The following is a 21,797-nucleotide window of genomic DNA, read 5'->3' as shown; positions in this document are numbered from 1 at the left end:
GGACCCAATCAAGTGGCGAAGAACAAGTGGCGAGAACAGTGCAAAGGTAAGGCTTGGCTAAGTCTAAGCACCGCCGTTTCAGGCCCGAAGGCCGCACCGGGGACGGACACGCCACCCACCCCCACGACAATGGATGCCATGCCCTCACACCCCCTGACGGTCGGCTTCGACCTCGACATGACGCTCATCGACACCCGGCCCGGCATCAAGGCCGCCTACCTGGCGCTCTCCGCCGAAACGGGGACGCCGATCGACGCCGACCTGGTGGTGAGCAGGCTCGGCCCGCCGGTCGACGAAGAGCTGCGGAACTGGTTCCCCGCCGACGCGGTGGCCGCGACCGCCGACCGCTACCGCGAGATCTACCCCACACACGCCATCGACCCGAGCCTCGCGCTGCCGGGCGCGCGGGAGTCGGTCGCGGCGATCCGCGAACGGGGCGGCCGGACGATAGTCGTCACCGCCAAGCACCGGCCGAGCGCGGAACTCCACCTGGCACACCTGGGCATCGAACCCGACGCGATCATCGGCGGCCTGTGGGCCGAGGCCAAGGGCCAGGCCCTGCGCGAGCACGGCGCGCACATCTACGTGGGCGACCACACCGGCGACGTACGAGGCGCCCGCACGGCCGGCGCCCTGTCGGTCGCGGTCACCACGGGCCCGTGCGACGCGACGGAGCTCCGGGCGGCGGGGGCGGACGTCGTCCTGTCGTCCTTGACGGAGTTCCCGTCGTGGCTGGAGACGTACGCGGCGAGCTGAGGCCTGCGGGGGCGCCTACGCCTTGGCCGCGCACTCGGCCCAGAGCAGCCTCCCGCCCTGCCCCGGCAGCCCGCCCCGCATCGGGTACGCGCCCCAGGACTCCGCGCAGAGCGTGACGAGGTACAACCCCCGCCCCCGTTCGGTCAGTTCCTCCGGCGCAGGGGCGCCCCACCGGAACGGGGCGGGGATGTGCGGATCGGTGTCCCAGACGCTCAGCCGGACCCGGCTGCGCCCGGCGTCGCGCAGGCGCAGGGAGTACGGCCCCGAGGAGTGCAGGTAGGCGTTGGTGACCAGCTCGCTCGCCAACAGCTCCGCGACCTCGGTGAGTTCGGGCATGCCGTGCACGCGGAGGACGTTGCGGAGGGTGGCACGGGCGACGCCGGGGGCGCGGGGATCCTGCGGGAGTTGGAGGGTGTACGTCCAGGGCGGGGATACCGTGGCACTGACCATGGAAGTCTCCGTTCACGGAGGGAAGTTGAAGGATGCACTTCGAGTTGCCCGGTGACGAGGCCGCTCCGTCGAGCGGGGTACTTCCGGGCGGGTGGCCTGAGACCGAGAATAGGGTCTCCGCAAGTTCTATTTGCAGTGCGTGTGTGAAACGGCATGCAGATTCCCTCGCGTGAGTGATGAGTCGAACTCGACTCCGCAAAGGAGGAGTTACATGGCTGGCAGGTCCGCCCCCACCGGTCGGCGCATCCGGATCGCTACCGAATTGCGCAAATTGCGTGAGCGTGCCGGTCTCACCGCCACCGAGGCGGCCCGCGTGCACGGCATCGGCCAGGGCCAGCTGAGCAACATCGAGACGGCCAGGTTCGGGGTGAGCGGCGAGCGTCTGCGCACCATGGCGCAGAACTACGAGTGCTCCGACCACGTCTTCATCGAAGCTCTGGTCGACATGGTCAAGGACCGGAAGCGCGGCTGGTGGTCCGATTACCAGGAGCTCCTGCCGACTTCTCTCCTGGACCTTGCGGAGCTGGAGCACCATGCAGAACGGCTACGCGGCGCGATCACGGCACACATCCCCGGGCTGCTCCAGAGCGCCGACCATGCGCGGGAGATCTTCCGGCAGCACGTTCCGGAGCTACTGCCGTCGGACATCGAGCACCGCGTCTCCTTCCGGACGAAGCGCCAGGCCGTGCTGTGCGGGGCCGAGCCGACCTCGTACCAAGCACTCGTTCACGAGGCCGCGCTCCGCACCGAAGTCGGCGGCCCCAAGGCAGCACAGGCGCAGCTGCAGCACCTCCTGGAGATGAGCGAGCAGGACCACGTCACCATCCAGGTCATCCCGTTCAAGGCAGGCGCGGTCCCAGGCTCCGGCCAGTCCATCTACTACGCGTACGGCCCAGTCCCCGAACTGGACACCGTCCACCTCGATCAGTCCCACGGCCTCGCGTTCCTCGACGCCGAGACCCAACTCCAGAACTACCGGACCCTGTTCAGCAGGATTGAGAACGCCGCACTGTCGCCCCAGGACACCCGGGACCTGATCCACCGCATCAGTCAGCAGCTATGAGAGGAATGCCCATGCCCGCACACGACCATTGGCAGAAGTCGTCTTACTGCGCCCAGGGTGACTCGTGCGTACATGTCGCCACGGATGTCGGCGGCGGCGTCAAGCTCACTGAGAGCAGTGACCCCACCGAAGCGATACTCCGTACTACCCCCGGTGTGTGGGCTGCCCTCGTTCGCACCATCAAGGAGGGCAGCCACCAGGACTGACATCGCCCGCATCCGGCCGCCGACCCGGTTCGTGAGGGGATTCAGCCCTCGCCGGTGCCGGCGGTCACGTGGTCGTTGATCTGCCGCAGGCGTTGCCAGGCGGCGGGGTCGGTGCCGTCGCCGAGTGCGTAGTGCAGGGCAGGCCGGGCGGCAGGGCCGAGCCGGGTCGGTGCGAAGGGTGTGCGGTCCGCGTCGAGCTCGGCCACGGCGTCGGGGCCGAGGGTGAAGGAGAGCGGCACCGGGGGTGGCTCGTGGTGGGCGGGGGTGGTCAGATCCGCGCGTGCGGTGCGCAGTTGGCCGATCATCGTGGCGAGGTTGTGCCTGGCGGCCAGGGATTCGGCCAGTTCGGGCATGGCGGCCACCGGGGCGTTCTGATCGGCGCGGTAGCCGACGGCCAGCGTGATGTGCTCCTCGACGCCGAGGTGGGTGCGGGCGGTGCGCACAGTGGCGATCGCCGGGTGGTCGGGGGTGCCGATTGCGACGGCCCAGGTGGGCAGGGACTGCTGGGCGCGGGTGCGGGCCAGGTCGGTCAACTGCCGTGGTGACCACGGGACGCTGACGGGTTCGGCGGTTGCCCATCCGGCGGGCGGGGCTCCGGTGAGGGTGCGCCAGGCCTGTTCCAGGGCGCCGCCCAGGACGAGGTGCTCGTCGGCGGGGTGGACCGTACGGATGGAGAGCAGCAGTTGCCGTTCGCCTTCGGTGCCGGGTCGGGGCCGGAAGGCGTCCGCAACCTGGGGCCTGTCGTCGGCGGCGTGGGTGAATCGCCCCTCGTGCCAGCGCAGTACGGATCCGGAGAGGCCGTCGTAGTAACCGCACTCGGGGTCGCTCACGACCCAGCGGGAGGGCAGCCCGTCCAGCAGCGTGCGGGCGGGGCAGGTGAGCCGGGTGCTGGGCGGGGTGACGAGCTGGAGTTCGCGTCCGGTGCGGGCCGCGTTGCGCACCACGTCGGTCAGCCAGGTCGTGGCAGCGATCACGGGACGGCCCTGGATGACGACGGCGGCCTTCTCGGTGAGCAGGTCGACGCCCAGAGGTGTCGCTTCCGCGACGGCGTCGGCGAGGTCGGTCACGATGTCGGTGTGACCGGCCTCGCGCGGCCAGACATCGCCCCCGTGCACGGCGACCAGCCGCCCGGCGACGGACCCGGCCAGCCGCGCGGCCCCCTCCACAGAACTGGTCGCCCGCGCCTCGGTCCACCACACGGGCGACTCCGCGCGCACGTCCGGCCCGAGCAACCGGGCCACCTCGCCCGGCACTTGGACGTACCGGGGTGCTTCGAGCGACACCAGCGCCTGCCCGGCAGCCGTGCACAGCTGGGCGACGGACCCGTCGCCGGCCCGGTTCACAAGCAGATCGGGACCGCCGGCGAGGAGCCCGGCCAGCAGCGTCCTGGTGTCGGGCATCTGCGGGGTGAGGGCTATGACGTCCTGGGTCATGTGCTGCTCTTGAAGCGCGGTTCAGCGGGGCAGACTCGGCTTGGTGAGCCGGATTCAGTCATCACTTCTGGCAGGTGAAAGGAACTCGTGGAAAGCGTGAACAGCGCAGAGAAATTCTGACTCCGGGAGTGTGATCGTTTCGAATTGGCCATACTGAGACTCGATGGTCACTGTGCCCGCACCTGAAAGTGTTGCCACGGTCGCGTTGAAGGAAACGCCGTTGGGTTCCTCCGGATAACGCCTCCCGATCTCCCTCCACTCCGACATGAGCCATTCCGTGGAGTGGATATTGCGCACGTCGTCGAAATAATTGGAAACAGCTTCATTGATGGAGCTGTCGAAGTCGGGGTGGTTGGCAACGACGAAATCGTCTTCGTCGTACGAGAAGGACCACTGGCCTTTGGTTGAAAAACTCAATTAACTCACCCGCCGGGGAAGAACGTAGTCATGCTGCCCTTGTTGAACAATCCGACAACTCGCACCCCGTCATACATGATCTTGGCTTTGCCCTTCTTCAAGGGTGCCTCTTCCAGTTTTCGGGCCACCTCGGCGATGTCCTTCACCGTCCAGTGCTCTGGAAAGAAAGTATGCTGGGTGCTCACTTTTTGCAGCCAGTCCCCGTTGTCGGCGCGCATTACTATTTGAGCATTGATGGTGTTGTCGGGATTCTTTCGGATCGTATCAGGGGTAATTTTTCGATCGGGCATCCCTTCGTCGAATGCGTGCCAGCCCTGTGGTTTGAAGTCCTTTACCTCGCCGAAGAGAACATGGTTCATGGCCTCCTTCGGCACTCCGTAGCGTCGCGACAACTCTTCCGCTACCTTGCCTCGTGCTGAGGGAGGGACTTCCGACAGGGGGTGCTCCCCAGCCAGGAGCTGGTCGGTGAATTCTTTGAGATCGCGAGTGGACGCTCCCGGGTATCCCGCACCGGAGGGATCGGCGGGCCCGTTGCCGTCGCCGGACTCCGTGCCGTTGTCGTGATCAACGGCTTCACGCCTGGAATCAGCCCCGTGGTCGCCATCACTGATTCCGTGACCAGGCACTGCCTCGTCCCGTGCAGTGCCTGCTGTATGTGATGAACCGCCCCCGCCACCCGCGTCATGGCCGCCGCGCGGCGGCAGGCCGTCGCCCGCGTGGGCGGTCGCTCCGGGCGCGCGGCTTCCGACGCCGACCGGTTCGTGATCACCGTGTGGTTGGCCGGCGCCCCGTTCGGCGGCGGAGGGTTCGTGCTTGGCCGGATCCAGGTTGGGTTTGCCGTCGGGGTCGAGGGGGACGAACTTGCCGTCCTTGTCGACCCGGTAGCGACTGTCGAGGTCGAACGCACCGTCGGGGAACTTGGTCTTCGGTATCTGGAGGTGGTCGCTGACGTTGGCCAGGACCTGGGAGACCTTGGGCAGGCCCGAAAGCGCCTTGGCGGCCTTGAACGTGCCGGAGAGTGGGTCGAGGGCGTCGCCGATCTTCGCCATGGTGCCGGCGGCCTTCGCGATCGTGCCGCCCTTGCCGAGCTTCGCGGCGGCGGCAAAGGGGCCGGTGGCGAGGGTGAGCACGTTGAAGGAGAGCACGGCGTGGGCGCGAGCGGGATCCTCGTTCGCCATGTCGTACGCGATGAACTGCTTGCCGAACTCCTTCGCGTACGGCTTGCTGTCGCGCTGCCAGTCGGACAGGTGCTCGTCCTGGCCGAACAGGTCCATGCCGTGCGCGTAGCCTCCGACGACAGTGCGTCGCAGACCGTCCCAGGCCTGGTCGCGGGCCTCGCCCCCGTGAAAGCCGACGAGGGTGATCAGGCCGTCGATACCGCCCCCGATGCTGTCCTTGACCAGGCCGTCCCACGCCCAGCTCTTGGCCCCGTGCCCCCACCACTCCAGGCTCCAGCGCTCATAGGTACGCCCTTCGGGGCTGCCCCACGGCAGGTCTTTCATGTCCTTGAGCGCGCCGACGTTTTGGCCGTACATGCCGAGCCCGTGGGTGCCGTCGTCCACGATCCACGCGGGGCGGCAGACAGCGGGGCTGATCGCGTTGATCTTGTTGGCCGCGTTGCGTTCGGCCTCCTGGAAGGCCGCGCGCGCCGCATCCACGCCGTCCATCAACGCCTGGTGCTGGTCGGTCTTGTTCCTGTCCTCGGTCCAGTCGTCATCGCCCCGGACGCCGTCGACGAAGTCGATCGCGTCCAGCCTCAGCTGCTTGAGCCGGTCGGCGTGCGGCTTGGCCTCGTAGATGAACGTGTCCAGGGCATCGGCGAGCGCCTCGACGTTCCCCGCGAACTCCTCGGCCGTGTCCATGACCGGCTGGGTCGAGGAGAACAGCTTCTCGGCCTCGGGCGCCTTGTAGTAAGCGGCCGTCGCCTGGAAGCGGGAATGGACGTCCTTCCCGCCGTTCCGGATGCCCGTGGCATGCGTACGCAGACCGGACGCGGTCTTCTCCAACTGGCCGAAGTCACCGGTGTACTGAGGTATCCCACCCGGTTCGATCACGTCGGCTACTCCCCGCCCCGGTGGCCGGGCTTCTGCCCGACGCCCTGATCTCGGCGGGGGTCGGGGCCTTCGCTGCCTCGCGCTGGGCGCGGGCGGCCATGGCCAGATCGCCCTCGATGTACTCGGTGTGGCCTTGACCGTGCCGTCCATCGACTTCTTCGTGCGGGCGGCCATGAACCTGATCTGCTGCTGGGTGTCCGAGATGAAGTTCGCCACCGCGGCGCCGACCGGTCCCGCCGGTGCCTCGCCGCAGTACGGTCCGCTGATCGTCCCCGCCTGCAGCGCGGCGTCCTCCACGCTCTTGCCGTAGCCCCTGACGCCCTTGCTCAGGTCCTCGGCGGCCAGACCCACCAACGACAGAACGGACTCCACCCCGCTCGGCCTGATGTCCCACCCCGTCATGCCGTCCCCCTGCGTCCCCCGGCCAATACGTTGCGTCAACTGCGCCCGGCGACATGCGTGTCACGGGCGACAGGATCTTCATCTGTATCAGGGGGTTCGTAGCAGTGGCAACGCACTTCAAGCCAAACGCGTGTTGGAGTGGACACGCAACGTGGTGGCGGAGTGTCGTGGGGACCGTGCCCCGCTGCCGGGTGAGCAGCTGGGACCGCCTTTCCCGTCTCCTGCTGCCGCCCCGCGAGGCGGTGGTCGGACGACTGGCCGGAAAGGCGGGTGGCGTTTGCGCTAGGGAAGAGGGGTGTGGGTGTCCGACCCGCGCTACCGCTTGGCCGCCCCCGCCCGGACCGAGCGGATCACGCCCGCCGCCGCGATCAGGAAGCCGACGCCCATCAGCATGCAGAGCGACCAGGCGATGGACGGAAGCGGGTGGGTGCCCAGGAAGAGGGGGGCCATCGTGGCCAGGGTGGACAGTGCGCCGATGAAGAAGACGATCGCGCCGATCCGGACCAGCCGGTCACCTGCGCCAGAAGCTGTAGTACTCACCCCGCCAGGGTAGTTCCCGGCAGCGGCGGACAACCCCGCGGCCGACCCCGTGGTCAACCCAGCCGTCAACCCCGCCGTCAACCTCGCGGTAACCGGTGCACGAAGCAAGCGCCGTTTCCGGACAGAGTCCGGATGACCAGGCTTGACGAGGGGTACTCCCCCTGGGGAGGCTGCTGCCAGCAGGGGAGCACCACCACTGGATAGCCTGACCTGCTGAGGCTTTGTTCCGGCATACAGGTTGCATACGGGTTGAGATGGGGTGCGTGCTTTGCCGACTGGCAAGGTCAAGTGGTTCAACAGCGAGAAGGGCTTCGGCTTCCTCTCCCGCGACGACGGCGGCGACGTCTTCGTGCACTCCTCCGTGCTCCCCGACGGCGTCGACGCCCTCAAGCCGGGCCAGCGCGTCGAATTCGGGGTCGTCGCAGGTCAGCGTGGAGACCAGGCGCTCTCGGTGGCGGTCCTGGACCCGACCCCCTCCGTCGCGGCCGCGCAGCGCCGCAAGCCGGACGAGCTCGCGTCCATCGTGCAGGACCTGACCACCCTGCTGGAGAACATCACGCCGATGCTGGAGCGCGGCCGGTACCCGGACAAGGCGGCCGGCAAGCAGATCGGCGGCCTGCTGCGCGCGGTCGCCGACCAGCTGGATGTCTGATCCTGCTCGACGTCTGATTCCGCTCGACATCTGATCCCGCTGATCGACGTGTGATCCCGGGCGCGGCTCGGGCGAACGCGCGGCTCAGACGAACGACAGTGCGTCGCGGCCGAGGGGCGGTACCAGTCCCTCGGCCGCCGCACGGGTCAGCAGTCCGCGGATCGCCGCGTAGCCGTCCTCGCCGAGGTCGGCCGTGAACTCGTTGACGTACAGCCCGATGTGCTGGTCCGCCACGGCCGGGTCCATCTCCTGGGCGTGCTCCAGCACGTACGGCCGGGACGCCTCCGGGTCGTCCCAGGCCATCCGTACCGAGGTGCGCACCGACTCGGCGAGCAGCTTCAGCGTGTCCGCGCCCAGCGACCGCTTGGCGATGATCGCGCCGAGCGGGATCGGCAGCCCGGTCGTCTTCTCCCAGTGCCGGCCCATGTCGGCGAGGTTGTGCAGCCCGTAGTTCTGGTACGTGAACCGGGCCTCGTGGATGACGAGACCGGCGTCCACCTTCCCGTCGCGCACGGCGGGCATGATCTCGTCGAACGGCATCACGACGATCTCGCCGACACCGCCCGGCACCACCTCGGCCGCCCAGAGGCGGAACAGCAGATAGGCGGTGGAACGCTCGCTCGGTACGGCGACGGTCCGGCCCGTCAGGTCCGTGTCCGCCCCGTCCCTCGTGAGGACGAGCGGGCCGCAGCCCCGGCCCAGCGCTCCGCCGCACGGCAGCAGCGCGTAATCGTCGAGCACCCACGGCAGCACCGCGTACGAGACCTTGAGGACGTCGAGTTCACCGCGCTCGGCCATCCCATTGGTGATGTCGATGTCCGCGAAGGTGACATCGAGGGCGGGCGCGCCGGGGACCCTTCCGTGTGCCCAGGCGTCGAAGACGAAGGTGTCGTTCGGGCACGGCGAGAAAGCGATCCGCAGCGGGTTCCGCAGCGGGTCAGGAGTCGTTTCGGTCATGGTGGGTCCAACCTTCCAGTACGGGTACGAGCTTCCCGAACGCCTCGGTGAGCGCGGCCAGCGCGTCGCCGATGCGCCAGGCATCCCGGTCGCGCGGGCCGACGGCGTTCGAGACCGCCCTGATCTCCAGGACGGGCACGCCGACGCGGTCGGCGGCCTCCGCGACCCCGAAGCCCTCCATGGCCTCGGCTCCGGCCTCCGGGTGCGCGGCGAGCAGGGCGGCGGCGCGTTCGGCGGTGCCGGTCACGGTGGAGACGGTGAGGATCTCGGCGGCGAGCGCGCCGGTGGCGGCGGCCACGTCCCGGAACAGCGACCGGGGCGGGAAGTGGTGGTCACGGCCGAAGCCCAGGCCGGTGACGGGTACGAAGCCCTCGGGGGTCCCGGCGCCCAGATCGGCGGCGACGATGCCGCTCGCGACGACGAGCGAACCGACCGGGGCGACGGGTGCGAATCCGCCGCCGATGCCGGCCGAGACGACGAGGTCGTACGGCCCGGAGGCGAGACCGAAGGCCGTCGCGCCGGCCGCGGCGGCCGGTCCGACGCCGCCCGCGAGGACGTCGAAGGGCCCCACGCGGTGGAGCTCGGCGCCCGGCACGTGATGCGCCCGCGCCTCGGAAACGTCCCCGAACGCACGCGTGACCGCGTCCCGTTCTGCTGGGACAGCGGTCACGACGAGCACACGCACGGGGGAAGCCTCCGAGGTCAGGAGGGGGTCAAGAGGGTGTCAGGAGGACTTCTTCAGTTCGAAGTGCCAGACGCCGGTCAGTTCCTTGCCCTTGGTCTCCACGATGCTGATCTGCGTCTTGTTCGTGGTCTCGCCGGTCTGGCTGGAGAAGAAGGCGCTGCCCGGGATGGACCGGTAGGTCTTCTTGTACGGCTCCTGCTCGGCCTGCTGGCCGTTGATGAACAGGGTCCAGCCGTTGTCCGCGATCTCGGGGTCGACGCCGAAGCGGACCTTGTCGTCCATCGCGACCTCGACGGACTTATCCGCCTTCTTGTTGAGGCAGCTCTGGTACTCGGACTTCTTGAGCGGCTTGCCGTCGTTGTAGCAGGTCGCCTCGGAGCTCACCGAGTTGCCGCCGACCGTTACGGTCGCGAGCGGCGTCGGCTTGTCGCAGGCGGAGAGGACAAGGAGTCCCGCGGACACGGCACCAAGAGCGACGCCGATTCGGCGGCCCTTACCGGAGAAGAACGCAACGGTCATGGGCCGAAGGCTATCGGTCGCTCCGGCTCACGCCACGCGGGGGTGCGGCGAGCCGCGTCGCGCGGCGCCCAGCAGACCCCGTACGGACGTTGCGGCACCGAGGGCGAGGATGCCCGCGGCGACCGACATGCCCAGTACGCCGTTGAGGGGGAGGGCGATGCCGATGCCGCCGCCGACCACCCAGGCCATCTGGAGCACGGTCTCGGACCGGGCGAACGCGGAGGTGCGCACCTCTTCCGGCACGTCGCGCTGGATCATCGCGTCCAGCGAGAGCTTCGACAGGGCCTGGGTGAAACCCGCGGTGGCGCTGAGCGCGGCGACCATGACCGTGCTGTAGAAGAGCGCGGTGAGCACGGCGACCCCCAGGGCCAGGGCCAGCACCGACGCGACGATCACCTCGGGGCCGCGGGCCCGGAGCCAGGAGCCGACCGCCGTACCGAGCGCGTTGCCGACGCCGGCCGCGACGCCGACGATGCCGAGCGAGATGGCGGCGCTCTGCCCGGCGAGCGGGTACTCGCGCAGCAGGAACGCCAGGAAGAAGATCAGGAAGCCGGAGAGCGCGCGGTGGGCGGTGTTGGCCTGGAGCCCGTTCAGCACGGACGGGCCCACGGACCGCAGACCGGGCCGCTTCTCGCCGTTCCGCTCCCGGCCCCTCGCCCTGCCCCTCCGGGGTCCCTTCGTCCCGACGGGGGCCGCCGTGCCGTGCGGCGGCACCAGCTGGGCCTTCCGCTCGCCCTTCGAGGAGTCGACCTTGGGTGGCAGCGTGAAGGCGAGAACGGTCCCGCCGATGAAGATCGCGCACGCGCCGTACAGCGGCCAGCCGGGCCCGACGGTCTGCAGCCCCGCCCCGATCGGGGCGGCGACACCGGTCGCCAGCAGCCCGGCCAGGGTGACCCGGGAATTCGCCTTCACCAGGGAGAAACGGGGTGGCAGCAGACGCGGCACCACCGCGCTGCGCACGACCCCGTACGCCTTCGAGCAGACCAGGACGCCCAGCGCGGCCGGATACAGCTCCAGGCCGCCGGTGGCGACCGCGCCCGACATGGTGAGCGCGAGCACCGCACGGGCCAGCATCGCACCGGCCATCGCGGCGCGCCGGCCGTGCGGCAGCCGGTCCAGGAGCGGGCCGATCACGGGGGCGAGAAGGGTGAAGGGCGCCATGGTGACGGCGAGGTAGAGGGCGACCCGGCCGCGGGCCTCGTCCGTCGGCACGGAGAAGAACACCGTCGAGGCGAGCGCGATCGTGATCATCACGTCGCCCGCGCCGTTCACGGCATGCAGTTCGATCAGTTTGCCGAGCCCGGACTCCCCGGCGCCATGGGCGTGCGTCACCTTCCGGATGCCCCTGGCGGTGCCGGTGAACGGCAGGTGGAGGGCATGTCCGACCGCCCGGCCCGTCCTGCGGAGCGGGCCGGGTCCCTCGTGCGACCTGGCGGAAGTCACCTCGTCATAGTGCCCCAGTCCCGGTGGCGGCGAACCGGCATCGGCACGGGGCGCGGTGCACTCCGCCCTGTCGGGCCAGTGATCCGCCCAGGCCGGGTGGGGCCGGCCCGGCTCGGAGCCGTGGCCATTTGTGAGCGGCCGAGGGCCGGTCTCCGCAGCGGATTCGCAGCGGATTCGCCGCGGAATCGCAGGGGATCCGCCGGGGACACGACACCGGATACGGCCTTGTTTGGGACGGGCAGGTGGGCGGGGGGCGGCGGAGAGGGTAGCGTGCGTAGCGCGCCACCGGCGGTTGTTCTCGGCCGCGCGCCTCTCGGCGATCCCGCAGAATGGGTTGCAGAAGGTGTGCCCGAGGCAGGCAGCAACGGGTGTGGACGTCGACGCGGCCCTCTGGTCCGCTCCGCCCGCATCCGTCATGGCCGAAACCGATGGATGTGCTGGCGCGCTCGTGAGACTGGCGTAGGAGAGAAGCGAGACCTGTGAGTGCTGCGACGACGCGAAGCCGTACGGCCCGTACCCCTGTCCCCGACCGTCTGTGCGCCGAGGCGGTAGACCTTGCCCGCGCGGCGGCCGAGGAGGCAGCCGCGCCGGGGGCCGTCGGTGAACATGTGGCCGTGGTCTCCGAGGGGGACCGGGTCGTCACGCACTTCTTCGAGTGCAAGGAGCCCGGCTACCGGGGCTGGCGCTGGGCGGTGACCGTCGCTCGGGCCTCCCGCGCGAAGTACGTCACCCTCGACGAGACGGTGCTGCTGCCCGGCAGTGACGCGCTGCTCGCCCCGGAGTGGGTGCCGTGGAGCGAGCGGCTGCGCCCCGGCGACATGGGGCCCGGCGATCTGCTGCCCACCGAGGCGGACGACATCCGCCTGGAGCCCGGCTACACCGGTGAGGACGAGCCGCCGCCGAACTCCGCGGTTTCCGAGGTGTCGCAGGAGATGGCCGACCTCGTCGACGTGGAGGACGCGGAGCTGACGACGCGCCCCGCGACGACGAGCCGGGGCTCGATCGCGGCGGTCGCGGACGAGCTCGGCATGCGGCGGGCGCGGGTGCTGTCCCGGTACGGGCTGCATGCGGCGGCCGACCGGTGGGACGAGGCGTTCGGCGCGAAGACGCCGATGGCCCAGGCGGCGCCGGCCTCGTGCGTCAGCTGTGCCTTCCTGGTGCCGCTGGCGGGTTCGCTCAAGCAGGCGTTCGGGGTGTGCGCGAACGAGTTCGGTCCGGCGGACGGGCGGGTCGTGTCGCTGGCGTACGGGTGCGGTGGGCATTCGGAGGCGGCGGTGATGCCGAAGCCGCCGAAGCCGGCGCCGCACGCGCTGGACACGATGCAGGTGGACGAGTATCCGTTGCGGCCGGCCCGGGACTCAGGCTCGGTCCCGGCGGAGCCGGACGCGCCGACGGAGGACCTCGGCCACTCGTAGGCGGTGGCCGGGGGGTGTGGCTTCCTGCGGGCTGCGGGCTGCGGGCTGCTCCGGCGAACCGGGTCCGTCCGCAATCGCCGGACGGGCTTGAGCGGGATGCCGGGCGCCCCGGCGAACCGCCCAGTCCGCAATCGCCGGACGGGCTTGATTCTGCCGCCTGTCCGGGGATTTTCCCGCCCGCCTGGGGAATTTCCCCGCCCGTCCAGGGAATTTCCCGCCGTCCAGGGATTTTGCCGCCTGTTCAGGGATTTTCCGCTCGTTCGGGGTTTTTCCCGCCCCCGGAGACTTTCCGCGCGTTCGGGTATTTCCCGCTCGCCCGGCGATCGCAGCCCGTCAGGCGATTGAGGATTGAGGACGGAACCCTTGCCGTGGTGGGCGGCGCGACGGACTCCGGCCTAGGGGCGGAGTCAAGGGCTTGAACCGGCCGATGCGCTGTTCCGCGGCCCCCGTCCGGTGCGAGGACCCGGTACCTTCGGGCGCACACTTGGCGGCATGGGCAGTGCGTAACCGGAAAGAGCGGAGTCAGAGCGTGAGCATGAATGCGACCGAGGGGGCCGATCCGTTCGGGACCGCACGGCTGCGGCGCGGTGTGCTCGACGCCTGGGGCGCCGGCCCCGCCAGGTTCCGCGAGGACGCCAACGCCGAGGAGGACCTCGCGCTCGGCGGCTACCGCGACCGCCTCGTCGTCGAGCTGGCCCAGAACGCCGCCGACGCCGCCGCCCGCGCACAGGTCCCCGGCCGGCTCCGGCTCACCCTGCGCCCGGCGACCCCGGACACCCCTGCGGTCCTCGCCGCCGCCAACACCGGCGCGCCCCTCGACGCCACCGGCGTGGAGTCGCTCTCCACCCTGCGCGCCTCCGCCAAGCGCGAGGGGCACGAAGGAGCCGTCGGCAGGTTCGGCGTCGGGTTCGCCGCCGTGCTCGCGGTGAGCGACGAGCCCGCCGTCGTCGGCCGGCACGGCGGCATCCGCTGGTCCCTCGCCGAGGCCCGCGACCTTGCCGCACGGGCGGCCGTCGCCAGCCCCGGCCTCGGCGACGAACTGCGCCGCCGCGACGGCCACGTACCCCTGCTCCGGCTCCCGCTGCCCGCCGAGGGCACCGCACCCGACGGGTACGACACCGTCGTCGTCCTCCCGCTGCGCGACGGCGGCGCCGAGGACCTCGTGCTCCGGCTGCTCGACGCGGTCGACGACGCCCTGCTGCTCACCCTGCGCGGCCTCGACGAGATCGTGATCGAGACCCCGGACTCCGTACGGACGCTGAGCCGCTCCGAGCACGGCCCGTACACCCACGTCGAGGACTCCGCGCACGGCACGAACCGCTGGCGCACCGTCACCCACCACGGCCCGGTCGAGCCCGCCCTGCTCGCCGACCGTCCACGCGAGGAACGGCTGCGCCCGCACTGGTCGGTCACCTGGGCGGTCCCGGTGGACGCGGAGGGCGCCCCGGTGCGCCCCCGCACCCTCCCGGTCGTCCACGCGCCGACGCCCACCGACGAACCCCTCGGCATCCCCGCGTTGCTCATCGCCTCGCTGCCGCTCGACACCGCCCGCCGCCACTTCGCGCCGGGACCGCTCACCGACTTCCTGGTGCAGCGCGCCGCCGACGCGTACGCCGAACTGCTCGCCGGCTGGCAGCCGGTGTCCGTCGACACCATCGACCTCGTACCGGGGCCGCTCGGCAAGGGCGAACTGGACGGTGCACTGCGCGGCGCGATCCTGGAGCGGCTGCCGCGCATCGCGTTCCTGGCGCCCGCCGCCCCGCGCGACACCACCGCCGAGGCGGTCCGGTGGGACAGCTGGGACGCGCAGGCGGACGGCCTCACCGAGGCGGCCACCACGGCGCTGCGGCCCATCGAGGCCGAAGTGCTGGAAGGCGTCGGCGCCGAGACGGTACGGGTGCTCGCCGAGGTCCTGCCGTGTCTGCTGCCCGCCGGACTGGAGCGCCGCAGCGAGCTGCGCACGCTCCAGGTCGCCCGGGTCCCGCTGACCGAGGCGATCGACCGGCTCGCCGGTCTGGAACGCGACCCCGGCTGGTGGCGGCGGCTGTACGACAGCCTGTCCGGCATCGACCCGGACCGCCTCTCCGGACTGCCCGTACCGCTGGCCGGGACACCGGAGGCCGCGGACTCCGGGTCCGGGGCCCCGGCCATGCCCCGCACCACCATCGGGCCCCGCCAGGTCCTGCTCCCGCTCCCCGACGCAGCTGCCGGGCCGGTGCTGGAACGCCTCGCCCGGCTCGGGCTGAAGGTCGCCCACCCGGACGCCGCCCACCCGCTGCTGGAGAAGCTGGGCGCCCTGCCCGCCACCCCGCGCGCCGTGCTGACGACCCCGCAGGTGCGGGCCGCCGTCGCCGGATCGCTGGACGCGGGCGAGATCTGGGACGAGGACGCGCTGGACGGCGACGAGCTCGCCGAGACCGTCCTCACCCTCGTCCGGGACGCCGAACTGGCACCCGGCGACGAGCCCTGGCTCGGTGCGCTCGCCCTCCCCGACGAGGACGGCGAACCGGCCCCCGCCGGTGAACTCGTGCTGCCCGCGAGCCCGTTCGCCGCCATCATGCGGGAGGGCGAACTGGCGCTCTGCGACCAGGAGCTGGCCGACCGCTGGGGCGAGCAGCCGCTCACCGCCTGCGGCGTGCTGGCCACCTTCGCCCTCGTACGGACCACCGACGTGGTGCTGGACCCGGACGAACTGGAGCCGCGCGAGGGCGACTTCGCCGAACCCGACGACGCCGGTCTGCTGGACGCGGTGGACGTGTGGTGCGAGGACATCCTCGACCAGCTGCCCGACACCCCCGTGCCGCCGGTCGCCACCGAGATCGTCGCCGTCCGCGATCTGGACCTGGTCGACGACGACGCCTGGCCGCAGGCGCTCGCCATGCTCGCCCGGCCGCCGCTGCGCGACGCGCTGACCCAGCCGGTGCGGGTGCTGCTGCCGGACGGCACCACGCAGTCGGTACGCCCCTACACGGCCTGGTGGCTGCGCGACCACCCGGTGCTCGACGGCCGCCGTCCCGCCGGGCTGCGGGCCGCGGGCGGCGACCCCCGGCTGGCCGGGCTGTACGACTCCGCCGACGCGACCGGCTTCGACGACGCGCAGGTGCTGCGCGCCCTCGGCGTACGGACGTCCGTGGCCGCCCTGCTGGACGAGCCGGGCGGCGCCGCCGAGCTCCTCGGCCGGCTCGCGGACGAGGACCGCCCGGTCGGCCCCGTACAACTGCACTCCCTGTACACGGCCCTGGCCGATCTCGACCCGGAACAGGTCACGCTGCCGGACGAACTGCGGGCCGTGGTCGACGGCGAGGTACGGGTCGTCGACGCGGCGGACGCCGTGATCGCGGACGCCCCCGATCTGCTGCCGCTCACCGACGGGCTCCCGCTGCTCCCGGTCGCCCCGACGCGCGCGGCCGAGCTGGCCGAGCTGTTCCAGGTGCGTCGGCTCGGCGAGAGCGTCGAGGCGGAGGTGTCGACGGAGGGCGAGGAGCATCACGTACCGGACGCGGTACGGGCCCTGCTCGGCGCCGGGACTCCGGACGCGTACGTCGAACACGGCGAACTGCGCGCGGGCGGCGCCGAACTGGACTGGCGCCGCGCCCCCGACGGCACGGTCCACGCCGCCACGCTGGAGGGCGTCGCGGCGGGCCTGGCCTGGGCGGCGGGGCAGTGGCCGCGCCGCTTCGAGGTCGCGGCGCTGCTGGAGGATCCGTCCCGTACGGAGGAGCTGGCCCGGGACCGCTGGTTCGACTGACGGGGCCCCGACCGATGCACATCGGGGCCGGGCATATGGAATGTCCGCAAGAAATCCCCAATGACCGCACAACCCTTCACGTTTGAGGATGGTCTCGTCTGTGAAGCCATCAGGCTTCGCAGACGATCTTGGGCCTGCGGGCGGTCATGTTCCGCGGGCCCCTTCTCCAACTTGGGGAATGAACATGCGCATTCGTGCCACCGTGGCCGCCGTCAGCGGCGCCCTGGCTCTTTCCGCCCTCGTCGTACCGTCGGCCGCCCAGGCCGACGACGCGCACGGCGCGATCGGCTCCGTCGCCGATGCCGCGCGTGCGGCCCAGTCCGATTCCGCCGTGCAGTCCGGCGCGAAGTCCGGAGCACGCTCCCTCGCGGTCGCGAACACCGCGGGCCAGCTCAACCTCACCTTCTCCAAGTTCACGGTCAACGGCGGCAAGCCGATCGCCGTGGGGACCGCCGCCACGAAGATCGTGCCGACCACGTTCACCGTGACGCACGGCGCCGACGTGAACATCTTCGCCTCGAACTTCGAGCTGGGCGTCGGCCTCTACCGCGGTTCGTTCGACACCCCGACGAACGAGCTGTACGGCGATGTCGCCCCCACCTGCAAGAAGGTTTCCTCCACGGTCGCCACCTGCACGGGTCGGATCGCCGTCTCGCCCGTCTACGACCTGATCGGCAACTCCGACGCCACCACGTGGAAGGGGATGGGCTTCGCCGTCGACTACAACGGCGAGAACCCGAACGACCCCGACCCCTCCAAGATCGGGTTCGCGCTCCAGGACAGCCTGGGCAGCACCAGGGTCCAGCGCTTCTCGAAGCTGACCGTCAACGCGGCTCCGGAGCCCGTCAAGAAGGGCAAGACCATCACGGTCACCGGGAAGCTGTCGCGGGCCAACTTCGACGACCTGCAGTACCACGGCTACGCCACGCAGTCCGTGAAGCTCCAGTTCCGCAAGAAGACCAGCTCCACGTACACCACGCTCAAGACGATCAAGACGAGCAGCACCGGCACCCTGAAGACCACGGCCAAGGCCTCGGTCGACGGTTACTGGCGCTACAGCTTCGCGGGTACGGCCAGCACGCCGGCCGTCACCACCGCCGGCGACTTCGTCGACGTGAAGTAGTCCCACCAGGCCCCACCAGGCCCCACCAGGCCCCACCAGGCCCCACCAGGCCACATAGGCCGCACCCGTGGCCATCCGTGGCCACCTGTGATCACCCGTGAACAGCGGGATCCCTCCGCGAGGGGTCCCGCTGTTCACGCATCCGTCCCGTGCATCCCCATCCGGCCCCCAAGGCCTTTCTCCACGGAGAAACCCATGCGCATACGTGCCACTGTCGCCGCAGCCTCCGGCGCCCTGGTCCTGTCCGCCCTCGCCGTTCCGGCGGCGCACGCGGCAACGGCCGATCCCGTCATCTCCAAGGTCACCGTCAACGGTGGCAAGGACGTCGTCCTGGGGACGACGGCGCCGAAGACCGTCACCGTCTCGGTCACCGCCTCGCACGCCTCCGGCATCGAATCCGGCTGGCTGCTCCTGTGGCACGGGAAGGACCTGGACGAGGGCCTGGACGGCGTGCTGACGCCGAACGAGGACGACGCGACCTGCAAGGCCGCCAGTGCCACCACCAGCACCTGCTCGCTCACCATCACGATCGACCCGAGGGTCGACCTCACGAAGAACGCGCAGGCGGGCTCCTGGCACATCCTCACGGGTGCGGAGGCCAAGGACGGCTCCAGCACGTACTACGACTCCTACGCCACGGCGAGGATCCAGCGGCTGTCCAAGCTGACCGTCAACGCCTCGCCGGAGCCGGTGAAGAAGGGCAAGACGATCACGGTCGCCGGCAAGCTGTCGCGGGCCAACTGGGAGGACCACGCGTACCACGGCTACACCAGCCAGTCCGTGAAGCTCCAGTTCCGCAAGAAGACCAGCTCCACGTACACCACGGTCAAGACGATCAGGACGAACAGCACCGGGAACCTGAAGACCACGGTCAAGGCCTCGGTCGACGGCTACTGGCGCTACAGCTTCGCGGGTACGTCCACCACCCCGGCCGTCACCACCGCGGGCGACTTCGTCGACGTGAAGTAGCGGCGGCGCGGGGGACGGAGCCCTACACCGGGAAGCGTCGGCCGACCAGCCGCCAGGCGTACTCCAGGCCGGCCGACGCCACCACCGCGATGCCCACCGCGGCCCACGGCATCGTCGTTCCCACCAGCTTCAGCGCGAAGAAGTCCTGCAGCCACGGCACCACCAGCACGACCAGGAACGCCAGCCCCATGGCCAGCACCAGGCCGATCCGCCACCAGGTGTACGGGCGGGCGATGATCGCCAGCACCCACATCGAGACCAGGAACAGCGTGAGCGTGGCCGCGCTGGTCTCCGCTTCGAGGGCGCCCGTACCCGAGTAGTGGTGCCGGGCGATCAGATACGTCACGAAGGTGGCGACGGCCGCGATGACGCCCGACGGGACCGCGTACCGCATGACCCGGCGCACGAAGTGCGGATGCGCCCGTTCCTTGTTGGGGGCCAGGGCCAGGAAGAACGCCGGGATGCCGATCGTCAGCGTCGACAGCAGGGTCAGGTGGCGCGGCAGGAACGGGTAGTCGACCTGGAAGCAGACCACCAGGACCGCCAGCAGCACCGAGTAGACGGTCTTGGTCAGGAACAGGGTGGCGACCCGGGTGATGTTGCCGATCACCCGGCGGCCCTCGGCGACGACGGACGGCAGCGTCGCGAAGCTGTTGTTGAGCAGCACGATCTGGGCGACGGCCCGGGTCGCCTCGGAGCCCGAGCCCATGGAGACGCCGATGTCGGCGTCCTTCAGCGCCAGTACGTCGTTGACACCGTCGCCGGTCATGGCGACGGTGTGGCCGCGGGACTGGAGGGCGGCGACCATGTCCCGCTTCTGCTGCGGGGTGACCCGGCCGAAGACCGCGTTCTCCTCCATGGCCGTGGCCATGTCGTCCGGGTCGGTGGGCATCCGGCGCGCGTCCAGGGTGTGCTCGGCGCCCGGCAGACCCAGCTTCCCCGCGACCGCGCCGACGGAGACCGCGTTGTCGCCGGAGATGACCTTGGTGGCGACCCGCTGGTCGGCGAAGTACGCCAGGGTCTCCCCGGCGTCGGGCCGCAACCGCTGCTCCAGGACGACCAGTGCGCTCGGTACGGCCCCGGCCGCGATGCCCGGCCCGTCGAGCGCACCCTGTGCGCGGGCCAGCAGCAGCACCCGCAGGCCCTGCTCGTTGAGCTGCTCGATCTCGGCGAGCGCCGGGTCCTGCTCGGGCAGCAGCACATCGGGGGCGCCGAGCAGCCAGGACGACTGCCGGCCGCCGCCCTCGTCGAACGCGGCGCCGCTGTACTTGCGGGCCGAGGAGAACGGCAGCGTCTGGGTGCACCGCCACTCCTCGCCGTCCGGGCAGGCGTCGACGATGGCCTGGAGGCTGGCGTTGGGCCGCGGGTCGGACGAGCCGAGGGCGCCCAGCACGCTGCGTATGTACGTGTCGTCCGCACCGCCCAGCGTCCGCACCTCGGTGACGTCCATGCCGCCCTCGGTGAGGGTGCCGGTCTTGTCCAGGCAGACGACGTCGACCCGGGCCAGGCCCTCGATGGCGGGGAGCTCCTGCACCAGGCACTGCTTGCGGCCGAGCCGTACGACCCCGATCGCGAAGGCGACCGAGGTGAGCAGCACCAGGCCCTCGGGGATCATCGGGACGATGCCGCCGACGGTCCGGGCGATCGATCCCTTGAGGTTGTTGTCGTTGACGACGAGCTGGCTGATGATCAGGCCGATCGCGGTCGGCACCATCATCCAGGTGACGTACTTGAGGATCGTGGAGATGCCGGTGCGCAGCTCGGACTGGACGAGGGTGAAGCGGGACGCCTCCTCGGCGAGCTGGGCGGCGTAGGCCTCGCGGCCGACCTTGGTGGCGGTGAAGGCGCCGCCGCCCGCGACGACGAAGCTGCCGGACATCACCGGGTCGCCGGGGTGCTTCAGCACCGGGTCGGCCTCGCCGGTGAGCAGCGACTCGTCGATCTCCAGGCTGTCGGCCTCGGCGACCGTGCCGTCCACGACGGCCTTGTCGCCGGGGCCCAGCTCGACGAGATCGCCGAGGACGATCTCGGAGGTGGAGATCTCGGCCGAGACCCCGTCCCGCCGCACCGTGGGTTTCGCCTCGCCGATGACCGCGAGGCTGTCCAGGGTCTTCTTGGCCCGCCACTCCTGGATGATGCCGATGCCGGTGTTGGCGATGATCACGAAGCCGAAGAGGCTGTCCTGGATCGGCGCGACGAACAGCATGATCAGCCAGAGCACGCCGATGATCAGGTTGAACCGGGTGAAGACGTTGGCGCGGACGATCTCTCGGACGGAGCGGGACGAGCGCACGGGTACGTCGTTGACCTCGCCGCGGGCGATCCGCTCGGCCACCTCGGCCGCGGTCAGCCCGCGTGGGTCCACCGCCGGGGCGGGCAGCTTCACCGGGTGGACCGGGTCGAGCTCGGCCCCGGCGTCGATCATGGCCGAACCGGGGTGACCGGTGGAGCCGGTTGTTTCGGGAGTCTGCTCGCCGAAGGGATGGGATGCCCGCTGCGTCATGGTTTCGACGGTACGGGGGGATGGTCCGGTTCACCCACTGAGGGGTCCGAAGATCAGACCGGGGGAGGAGGGGAATGGTCCTGCGGTGGTACGAGGACCCGGTGCCGCGCCGTCAGGCGGTGGCGCCCGGCGCGCCCTCGGCGCCCGTCCCGGTGCCGGACGATCCGTCGGCCTCGGTGGCCGCCCGCTTGATCGCGGCGTCCCGCCCCCGTACGTACCAGATGCCGATCAGGCCGAGCCCCGCGCCGGCCAGGCAGGTCCACACCCACCACAGGTGCCCGTGGTCGTCGAACCAGCCGTAGAACGGGAGCTGGACCAGGAAGAGGACGAACCAGAGGATCGTGCCGCCGGTGATGGTGGCGACGACGGGCCCCTCCAGGGGCTCGGGTGCCTCGTGCTTCGGTGTCCACTTCGCCATGACCTCAGTGTATGGGGCCCCCATGTGCGAAGCCTTCCCGGTTC

19 protein-coding genes and 1 pseudogene are annotated in these 21,797 nt (G+C 70.6%); 8 read left to right on the top strand and 12 right to left on the bottom strand.

The annotated features are described in order from the left end of the window. The first annotated feature begins 129 nt into the window (after positions 1 to 129). Positions 130 to 756: an HAD family hydrolase gene (locus tag ACFVX4_RS17585; RefSeq protein WP_389977688.1), complete on the top strand. Its 627-nt coding sequence runs from the start codon at positions 130 to 132 to the stop codon at positions 754 to 756. 15 nt (positions 757 to 771) lie between these two features. Here the strand turns inward: ACFVX4_RS17585 and ACFVX4_RS17580 are convergent, their stop codons facing one another. Further along, positions 772 to 1,206 carry an ATP-binding protein gene (locus tag ACFVX4_RS17580; RefSeq protein ID WP_389977685.1) on the bottom strand — a complete coding sequence of 145 codons (435 nt, stop codon included), beginning with the start codon at positions 1,204 to 1,206 and terminating at the stop codon, positions 772 to 774. 211 nt (positions 1,207 to 1,417) lie between these two features. On the opposite strand from ACFVX4_RS17580, the gene ACFVX4_RS17575 reads away from it, so the two are divergent. Together ACFVX4_RS17575 and ACFVX4_RS17570 are read left to right on the top strand one after the other, a co-directional pair. Continuing rightward, on the top strand, positions 1,418 to 2,269 hold the full coding sequence (locus tag ACFVX4_RS17575; protein ID WP_389977682.1) for a helix-turn-helix transcriptional regulator: 852 nt from the start codon (positions 1,418 to 1,420) through the stop codon (positions 2,267 to 2,269). Further along, positions 2,266 to 2,475 (top strand): DUF397 domain-containing protein, encoded by a 210-nt coding sequence (locus ACFVX4_RS17570; RefSeq protein WP_389977679.1) that lies wholly within the window; start codon positions 2,266 to 2,268, stop codon positions 2,473 to 2,475. Before ACFVX4_RS17575 ends, ACFVX4_RS17570 begins: the two co-directional genes overlap by 4 nt. A 41-nt stretch (positions 2,476 to 2,516) precedes the next feature. On the opposite strand, the gene ACFVX4_RS17565 is transcribed toward ACFVX4_RS17570, so the two are convergent. The 5 genes and pseudogenes from ACFVX4_RS17565 to ACFVX4_RS17545 form a co-directional block, all read right to left on the bottom strand. Then, the gene (locus ACFVX4_RS17565) at positions 2,517 to 3,908 is read right to left on the bottom strand and encodes a DUF6177 family protein (RefSeq protein WP_389977676.1); all 1,392 of its coding nucleotides are present in this window, start codon (positions 3,906 to 3,908) and stop codon (positions 2,517 to 2,519) included. Between the two features lie 54 nt (positions 3,909 to 3,962). Continuing rightward, positions 3,963 to 4,325 (bottom strand): hypothetical protein, encoded by a 363-nt coding sequence (locus ACFVX4_RS17560; RefSeq protein ID WP_389977673.1) that lies wholly within the window; start codon positions 4,323 to 4,325, stop codon positions 3,963 to 3,965. A gap of 5 nt (positions 4,326 to 4,330) precedes the next feature. Continuing rightward, the gene (locus ACFVX4_RS17555) at positions 4,331 to 6,379 is read right to left on the bottom strand and encodes an EndoU domain-containing protein (RefSeq protein ID WP_389977670.1); all 2,049 of its coding nucleotides are present in this window, start codon (positions 6,377 to 6,379) and stop codon (positions 4,331 to 4,333) included. Continuing rightward, positions 6,342 to 6,781: pseudogene (locus ACFVX4_RS17550) on the bottom strand (DUF6507 family protein). Before ACFVX4_RS17550 ends, ACFVX4_RS17555 begins: the two are co-directional and overlap by 38 nt. A gap of 315 nt (positions 6,782 to 7,096) precedes the next feature. Beyond that, positions 7,097 to 7,321 (bottom strand): hypothetical protein, encoded by a 225-nt coding sequence (locus ACFVX4_RS17545; RefSeq protein WP_389977667.1) that lies wholly within the window; start codon positions 7,319 to 7,321, stop codon positions 7,097 to 7,099. Positions 7,322 to 7,589: 268 nt separating this feature from the next. Here ACFVX4_RS17545 and ACFVX4_RS17540 point away from each other — a divergent pair, with 268 nt between their 5' ends. Beyond that, complete coding sequence (locus ACFVX4_RS17540; RefSeq protein ID WP_353791736.1) at positions 7,590 to 7,973, top strand: cold shock domain-containing protein; 384 nt, start codon at positions 7,590 to 7,592, stop codon at positions 7,971 to 7,973. 84 nt (positions 7,974 to 8,057) lie between these two features. Here ACFVX4_RS17540 and ACFVX4_RS17535 read toward each other — a convergent pair whose 3' ends face one another. From ACFVX4_RS17535 to ACFVX4_RS17520, 4 genes are read right to left on the bottom strand one after another with little or no spacing between them, the layout of a single operon-like run. Further along, the gene (locus ACFVX4_RS17535) at positions 8,058 to 8,930 is read right to left on the bottom strand and encodes a 1,4-dihydroxy-6-naphthoate synthase (protein ID WP_389977664.1); all 873 of its coding nucleotides are present in this window, start codon (positions 8,928 to 8,930) and stop codon (positions 8,058 to 8,060) included. After that, entirely contained in the window at positions 8,911 to 9,615 is a 705-nt protein-coding gene (locus ACFVX4_RS17530; protein ID WP_389977661.1) for a futalosine hydrolase, read from the bottom strand. Before ACFVX4_RS17530 ends, ACFVX4_RS17535 begins: the two co-directional genes overlap by 20 nt. Before the next feature lie 39 nt (positions 9,616 to 9,654). After that, positions 9,655 to 10,134 carry a DUF2771 domain-containing protein gene (locus ACFVX4_RS17525; RefSeq protein WP_389977659.1) on the bottom strand — a complete coding sequence of 160 codons (480 nt, stop codon included), beginning with the start codon at positions 10,132 to 10,134 and terminating at the stop codon, positions 9,655 to 9,657. A gap of 27 nt (positions 10,135 to 10,161) precedes the next feature. Continuing rightward, positions 10,162 to 11,577: an MFS transporter gene (locus ACFVX4_RS17520; RefSeq protein ID WP_389977656.1), complete on the bottom strand. Its 1,416-nt coding sequence runs from the start codon at positions 11,575 to 11,577 to the stop codon at positions 10,162 to 10,164. Positions 11,578 to 12,056: 479 nt separating this feature from the next. Between ACFVX4_RS17520 and ACFVX4_RS17515 the strand changes: the two genes are divergently transcribed. The 4 genes from ACFVX4_RS17515 to ACFVX4_RS17500 all read left to right on the top strand — a co-directional run bounded on the left by ACFVX4_RS17515 (position 12,057) and on the right by ACFVX4_RS17500 (position 18,832). Then, on the top strand, positions 12,057 to 12,992 hold the full coding sequence (locus ACFVX4_RS17515; RefSeq protein ID WP_389977653.1) for a DUF3027 domain-containing protein: 936 nt from the start codon (positions 12,057 to 12,059) through the stop codon (positions 12,990 to 12,992). Between the two features lie 535 nt (positions 12,993 to 13,527). Further along, the gene (locus ACFVX4_RS17510; protein WP_389978141.1) at positions 13,528 to 16,740 is read left to right on the top strand and encodes a sacsin N-terminal ATP-binding-like domain-containing protein; all 3,213 of its coding nucleotides are present in this window, start codon (positions 13,528 to 13,530) and stop codon (positions 16,738 to 16,740) included. A gap of 184 nt (positions 16,741 to 16,924) precedes the next feature. Continuing rightward, the gene (locus ACFVX4_RS17505; RefSeq protein WP_389977651.1) at positions 16,925 to 17,863 is read left to right on the top strand and encodes a hypothetical protein; all 939 of its coding nucleotides are present in this window, start codon (positions 16,925 to 16,927) and stop codon (positions 17,861 to 17,863) included. A 195-nt stretch (positions 17,864 to 18,058) separates the two neighbouring features. Continuing rightward, the gene (locus tag ACFVX4_RS17500) at positions 18,059 to 18,832 is read left to right on the top strand and encodes a DUF5707 domain-containing protein (protein WP_389977648.1); all 774 of its coding nucleotides are present in this window, start codon (positions 18,059 to 18,061) and stop codon (positions 18,830 to 18,832) included. Between the two features lie 22 nt (positions 18,833 to 18,854). On the opposite strand, the gene ACFVX4_RS17495 is transcribed toward ACFVX4_RS17500, so the two are convergent. Together ACFVX4_RS17495 and ACFVX4_RS17490 are read right to left on the bottom strand one after the other, a co-directional pair. After that, positions 18,855 to 21,335 carry an HAD-IC family P-type ATPase gene (locus ACFVX4_RS17495; protein ID WP_389977645.1) on the bottom strand — a complete coding sequence of 827 codons (2,481 nt, stop codon included), beginning with the start codon at positions 21,333 to 21,335 and terminating at the stop codon, positions 18,855 to 18,857. A 112-nt stretch (positions 21,336 to 21,447) separates the two neighbouring features. After that, positions 21,448 to 21,753, bottom strand: a complete 306-nt coding sequence (locus tag ACFVX4_RS17490) for a DUF2530 domain-containing protein (protein WP_389977642.1) — start codon at positions 21,751 to 21,753, stop codon at positions 21,448 to 21,450. Positions 21,754 to 21,797: the final 44 nt, after the last annotated feature.

The sequence above is a fragment of the Streptomyces sp. NPDC058240 genome (assembly GCF_042882135.1).
In the GTDB taxonomy this organism is placed as follows: domain Bacteria; phylum Actinomycetota; class Actinomycetes; order Streptomycetales; family Streptomycetaceae; genus Streptomyces.
Note: the sequence above shows the minus strand (reverse complement) of the source record. Positions and strands in the feature narration are given on the sequence as shown.